The sequence below is a fragment of the Planktothrix sp. FACHB-1355 genome (assembly GCF_014748295.1).
Classification (GTDB): Bacteria; Cyanobacteriota; Cyanobacteriia; order Cyanobacteriales; family Aerosakkonemataceae; genus Aerosakkonema; species Aerosakkonema funiforme_A.
The window spans coordinates 1-6,107 of the sequence record NZ_JACJUP010000320.1 but is presented as its reverse complement, the minus strand read 5'-3'; the positions used below and the strand labels follow the sequence as shown (position 1 = coordinate 6,107).

At 42.8% G+C, this 6,107-nt stretch carries 5 protein-coding genes and 1 pseudogene; all 6 read right to left on the bottom strand.

Features of this window, described 5'->3' with window-relative positions; translation table 11 throughout:
- A pseudogene (locus H6S82_RS14825) lies at nucleotides 1-523 on the bottom strand (hypothetical protein); the annotation flags it as partial.
- A gap of 22 nt (nucleotides 524-545) precedes the next feature.
- Nucleotides 546-1,664 (bottom strand): hypothetical protein, encoded by a 1,119-nt coding sequence (locus H6S82_RS14820; protein ID WP_190471252.1) that lies wholly within the window; start codon nucleotides 1,662-1,664, stop codon nucleotides 546-548.
- A gap of 5 nt (nucleotides 1,665-1,669) precedes the next feature.
- Nucleotides 1,670-2,956 carry a decarboxylase gene (locus H6S82_RS14815; RefSeq protein WP_190471250.1) on the bottom strand — a complete coding sequence of 429 codons (1,287 nt, stop codon included), beginning with the start codon at nucleotides 2,954-2,956 and terminating at the stop codon, nucleotides 1,670-1,672.
- Nucleotides 2,944-4,779 carry an asparagine synthetase B family protein gene (locus H6S82_RS14810; protein WP_190471246.1) on the bottom strand — a complete coding sequence of 612 codons (1,836 nt, stop codon included), beginning with the start codon at nucleotides 4,777-4,779 and terminating at the stop codon, nucleotides 2,944-2,946. The genes H6S82_RS14815 and H6S82_RS14810 overlap by 13 nt, the downstream gene beginning before the upstream one ends.
- Before the next feature lie 5 nt (nucleotides 4,780-4,784).
- A complete protein-coding gene (locus H6S82_RS14805) occupies nucleotides 4,785-5,312 on the bottom strand; it encodes a DUF3859 domain-containing protein (RefSeq protein ID WP_347339502.1) in 528 nt (175 codons plus the stop codon).
- A gap of 111 nt (nucleotides 5,313-5,423) precedes the next feature.
- The coding region (locus tag H6S82_RS14800; RefSeq protein WP_191056362.1) for a phosphate ABC transporter substrate-binding protein at nucleotides 5,424-6,107 on the bottom strand (684 nt) is incomplete at its 5' end.

Here is a 6,107-nt window from a genome sequence, read left to right as displayed (position 1 = left end):
TCGCATACAAAGGAAAAAAGTTAAATGCCAGACTAAAGAAAATGCCGAATATTAGATTAATTCCGCCAATAATCCGCAATGCTTTAGCGCTTTTTTGGCGAGTTTTGTAATTGTAGGTGGCTACTTGGCTGCTGTTAATACCTCCAAGTATGACGAGAATGTTTAAAATTACGATCGGCAGCCAACCAAATGATAAATTATTAGAAATACCGATGAGCATAATACCAAAAAATATTCCCACAAATATTGAAAATATGTACATAAATACACACCCAAAAGTGGATGATAAATTCTTACCTTTGACTCGGCGGTCTAAAAAGTAGAGCAGCTGTTTGGGTGTAAAAAACAGGGTGTTGTTAGCGGAAATATCTGCGATCGCCTTCGCAAAAAAGGAGTCGGTAATTCTAATAAGTCCCATGCTAGTCGGTTCAAAAGCAAAGGGATGATTGCAATTTTTACACCGTCCGGAATTGTCGGTGCGATCTTTGAGGGTATTATCGGTTCCGCATTGACTGCATTTCATAATTTGTTATCCTCATAATTGTTTAACCAAAATTCTCGACGCTATATACATAGTCTGTATCGGCGTCATTTAACAATAGATTATCGCTATTTGCAGCATTTTGACTCATGGCAATTCCTTTATGCAAAATATTCACAATTTTGGAGGGAGTGAAAGACTCCAATTCGACAAATTTCCCTGCTTGTAACCAGCGCACTTCTTTGTCTGTTAAAGTTTGCAAAACTATCGGAGGTAGCTGTTTCGCAAAGACAGCATTAGCTTGTGAAATTCGCACATCTACCTTGAAACGCGACAAAAACTGACGAGGTAATAATCCCACATCAACAATTGGGACTGTTTGATTGCCAAACCAATCGGAACTGGTGCGAATAGTGCGAACTAAATTAATCCCTTGAGGACTCGCATCGTGGAGGATATAAACTTTTAGTTCTGAGTTACGGCGTAGCATTTGCAAAACGGTGTTAAAAATGCCTTGCGGATACCCATTTGCACTTAAAACCGCACAGTTATTTTCAAAGTGGAAGTTATTGGCGATGAGAAGTTGCGCGATCGCATCTTTTTCGCAAATCACAACTCGGTCAAAACTATAGCTGCTAATTTCCCTATTTATCGTGCTTGTGTTGTTTTCTGCTTGCGGTTTTGGCAGTAATTTTTCGATTGGTTGATTGACTTTTTGCCAAGCATCAATCCACTCTTGAAGTTGTTCTGGCGTTACCGTTCCGCCTGCACCGGGATTCACCAGTTGCGCGACTGCACCAGAAATTCCATAAGCCACCATACCAAAAATAGCAGCTAGGAAGAAAGGATAATCTATCTCTTTTAAAAATCCCCAACCAAAACAAATCGCAAAAGTAATTAGCGAAGTAATCAAAGGGAAAAAGAAGTTATCGTCTTCGAGGTCAGAAATTTTTACTTTTTTGACTCGCCTATCTAAAATGTAAAGCAATTGCCTGAAGGTAAAAAATAAACTGCCGCTGGCGGAAATATCGGCGATCGCATCCGCAAAAAAACGATCGGTTATTTTAACCCCACTCATATTCGCCGGTTCAAAGGCAAAGGGATGCTGACACTGCTTACACAGTCCCCGATTCTGCGTGCGATCGCGCAAACTATTATTAGTTCCGCAAGCAATACATTTCATATTACCTATTCCCTCACATCAAAAACTTGATTTGCCAGCAAAACGCTGTAATCTTCTCGCTTGCGAATTAGGCGATGCTTGCCATTTTCGAGCAGCACTTCTGCGGGTTTGGGACGATGTAAAAAATGGGAAGACATGGCAAAACCATAAGCACCCACATCTAAAATTGCCAAGATATCTCCCATTCCCAAAGCAGGTAACAGGCAATTTTTACCCAAATAATCTCGCGAATAAGTCGTATTACCGCAAACATCGGTAACAAATTTTTGTCTTTCTCCCTCTAAGTTATCCTTCCAACTCACAATTTCTCGATATCCCCCATGTACCGAAGGAACGGAAAGATTGGCGACAGTTGTATCAACACCAACGATTTGTTTTTTCCCTTGCCATTTCACAGAAACGACTTCAGCAAGTAGGGTCGCACATCCGGCGATCGCAGCTCGTCCCGGTTCGATGACTAAATCGATTTTCCGTTCCAAATTACTCAGGCGTTCCGTTAATTCCGCACCAAACAATTCCCAATCAAAAGCTGCGCCACCATGACGATAAGGATAACCGAAACCGCCGCCAAAATCTAAATATTCCCAATCGGGTAATTGCTGTGCAATAGAAATCACATCATCGATTACTTGCGTAAATGCTTTAGTCGCATTCGTTCCCGTTCCGCGATAAAAATGCAACCCGCCAAGTTTCAATCCCGCATTTCTGGCGATCGCAACAGCAGCTTGTAATTCGCTGGGACGAACTCCGATGCGACTTTCTCCAGTTAATTCGGGTTCGTTTAAACGCAATCCCAATCGCAGCGTGGAAGATGATAGCAATTTTTGCATATATATATAGATGTCGCAGCACAATTGCAACTGTGCGAGACTATCTAAATTCAGCGTTCTGATTCCCCAGTGCAGAACTTGTTCCATCTCCTCGCGATTCAAATTACTGCCACTATAAACAATGCGATCGGCAGCAAATCCCGCTTGAAGTCCCAAATAAATATCGCCGGGAGTATTGGCGTGCAATCCCCACCCCAATTCCCGAAAAATTTGCAGCAATGCGATATTGCCATTAGTCACGCTAGCAAAGCGAAACTGAGTGCGAGGATAGGGAATTGCTTGGCTGATGTGCTGAATAGTTTGGCGCAAATAATCGCCTTGATAAACATAAAGTGGCGAACCGTAAGTCGTCAATAATTCTTGTGCTAATTCAACAGAAAAAGGAAGCGTTGCCAAAGAGGAACGAGCGCATAAAGTTAAATTCTCCTCTGCTTCTCTGCTGCTTACTTCTAATTTTTCCATCGCTTGCTATACCTCCATAACCAATTTGGCAACCAAAACGGATGATCCCAAGATTTATCGTTTGCTGCTTCGCCTAAAACTTGCGATCGCCATAATTGCCAAATAATCAACAACCAGAGAATTTCCCCAATTCGGCGTCCGGTAATTGCACCTCCCAGCTTACCTTCGACAATTTTTTCTGCCAAATATGGATAAAAGCGGTTTTCTTGGCGAAGTCTACCGGGGTTGAGCCAAGTGCCAATTTGCGGCCATAATTCATTTAAGCACCAGGAAGTTAAGGGAACTCCCATACCGCGTTTTTGTCGCCAAACAATGTCTGGGGGTAACCAATTTTCCACCGCTTTTTTGAGGATGTATTTCTCGCAAGCACCCTTGAGGCAAAGTTCTCCCGAAAGTCGAAATGTCCATTCTGCTAAAGGTATGTCGCAAAAAGGCGATCGCACTTTCAATCCATTCGCAAAACCTAAATTTGTGGCGCGGGGATGAATATTTTGCGCTCCTTTCAACATTAATGTGGCGCGGCGCAGGCGCTGTAATAAAGAAGTGGAAAAAGCTGGATTGAGAGCTTCCCTCAACCAATCTCCCGGCTGCAAATGTTGAATTTGCGCGTACAATTCTGGCTGATAAATTTGCTCCTCATATCCCCAAAGGCGATGAAATGTCCGCAGATATTGCTGTACGAATGTTTGTTCCCCATCGGGATGTTCGGTTTCGTAAATCCCAGCGGCGATTAATGGTTTATTCGTCCATCCCGCAAATAGTTGATCGCCTCCTTCGCCGTTGAAAATAATCTGAGTTTCTTGACTTGCGGCTTGGGATAACAGAAATAAAGGTACAGTTACCCCATCTCCAAACGGTAAATCTAATGCTTGTATGGCGGGAATTAGTGCTTTTTGAATTTGTCGCGGTTTGGCATCTACTTTTACTAAAGGAATTTGCAAATATTCAGCAACTTGTTCGGCGTAAGGATATTCGGGAATTCCCGCCGCACCGAAATTTAGGGTATAGGCGCGAACTTTTACTCCGGCTTGAACGAGTAACGCGGCGACGACTGAAGAATCTAAACCTCCCGAAAGAAATACGCCAACCGGCTCATCGTTTAAGTCAGTAATTTGGCGGTCAATGGCATCTTTTAGGAGGGTTTGCAGTTGTGCGATCGCTTTTTCTTCATCCTTAATCTGTTGTATCCCTTCTTTCCACTCGTGTAATTTTCTTGTGCCAGTTTGCCAAATAATTTTTGATTCACTTTTGCTCGACCAAATTATCTCCGTACCAGCCGGAACTGCTAACACTTCATTCACAGGTGTTAGGGGTGTGGGAACGTAAGAAAAACAGCTATAGCCGTACAATCCCGGAATGCTTACCTGTGGAGTTTCCAGTAAAGGTAACAGTAATTCCAATCGCGACGCAAACCAGATAATTTCTCCGATTTTAGTCCAAAATAACGGCACTCGTCCGAAAGGTTCTCGTCCTAAAATTAGGTGATTTTCTTCTATCTTTACCCAAGCATCAGGTAACATCGAACTGTCATATTGTTTGTAGGTAAATAAGCCAGATGCTGAAATTCCACAGCCACTAAACGAATTACCTATTTCATCGTTACGCGCCTTAGAATATAATTCTGGTTTGGCGCTATTTGACAAATCGAAAACATCGGAAATTAAATCGTATTCGGTTTGTTCCGTGTTATAAATTCTCAAATTTTGCAGAGATATCTGGCTGGAAATTCGAGCGAAAATCCTGGTTAGTAAATCCTCCAATTCCGATTGCTTACCGTAACCCCAGAATCCTAAAAATTGATAACTTTGTACGATGCCTTTCATACCGATTATTTTACTTCAAAAGAAGCATCGCTAATAGGACGACCTGACAGGAACATTTGCACCTTCCAAGTTCCCGTTGGTGCAGCCGTTCCCAGTTGATTGCGGCAATAAGTATTCCAAACAGATTTATCAATTTCGCGAGTTTGATAGCGGTTTTGTTTCACCACTTGACCGCTGGGAGAAATCCAATCGCAAGCAAGAGATAATTTTTGGCCGATCGGCGCATCTTTCAAAGTCACGCGATAGAAAACTTCCGGATTAATTTGGCGGTTAATGGTTGCTAAATTCCCGCCGTTATCTTGTGCTAAAGTAATGCGGTCTTGTTGTGCAGAAACGCGAGCGATCGCTTGTTGATTTTGCTGTATAAAAAATCCCGTAGATGCGATCGCCACAATCGCCGCCGCCGCTACTCCACCATATATCCAGCGATTTCGTCGCTGCTGAGCTGACAAAGCTTCCCGCCGCCGTAACTGAATCATCGCTTCATCTAACAACTCTGGCGGCAGATTCAATTCTCTTAAAATCTCCTGCACTTGTTCTTAAGAAAGTTCCTCTGACTGACGTTGAGAAAGTCTTTCCACTTCCGCCACTATTTTTGCCAATTCTTCTTGATTTAATCGCTTTTCCATAGATAAAAACTCTCTTTAATTTTCCGAACTAATTGCTTGCTTCCCTTGCGGTGAAGTTGCGTAATTCAAAAGCGCTTTTACTCCCGGTGAAGCGGAATTTTTATACGCATAAAACAGCGTCCGTTTATAGGGATAATTAGGACGATCCGGTAGCACCCCGTTAACCGCAATAGTACGCACGGTTTTCTGATTTACCACTTGTGCGTAAGTAGCATAGCCAATGCCATCATTACCCAACGCTCTTAACAGTGGCGTTGTCGCATCAGTTGATAAAGTAGTAAAGTTCGCTCTCGTACCGAAATTAGCATTTTTCAATACCAATTCTTTAAAAACTTGATGAGTGCCGCTAATTTTCGGACGATTAATTACCCGCAAATTTTGTGCCGCACCGCCAACTGCCGACCAATTGGTAATCGTACCTTTAAAAATAGCTTCAACTTGTTGTGAAGTCAGTCCTCCTGTGAAGGAATTATTGATGCCAACAACCAAGGCAATGGCATCAGATGCGATCGCCACCGCTTGCAAACCTTGCGCCTGTTCTTGTGCGGTCAGCGGACGCGAAATCGCCGCAATATCTGCTTTGCCATCAAGCAAGTTTTGAATGCCGCGATCGGAACCATTGGCTTGGATGCTCACACTTGTGCCGCTAAATTGCCCCTCAAAAGCTTTTTTAAGATTTTGATTGATAGTTACCATACT

Coding starts and splice junctions, on each gene's coding strand:
- H6S82_RS14820 (WP_190471252.1), bottom strand. CDS start 1,664: ATGAAATGTATTGCTTGCGGAACTAATAATAGTTTGCGCGATCGCACG.
- H6S82_RS14815 (WP_190471250.1), bottom strand. CDS start 2,956: ATGGAAAAATTAGAAGTAAGCAGCAGAGAAGCAGAGGAGAATTTAACT.
- H6S82_RS14810 (WP_190471246.1), bottom strand. CDS start 4,779: ATGAAAGGCATCGTACAAAGTTATCAATTTTTAGGATTCTGGGGTTAC.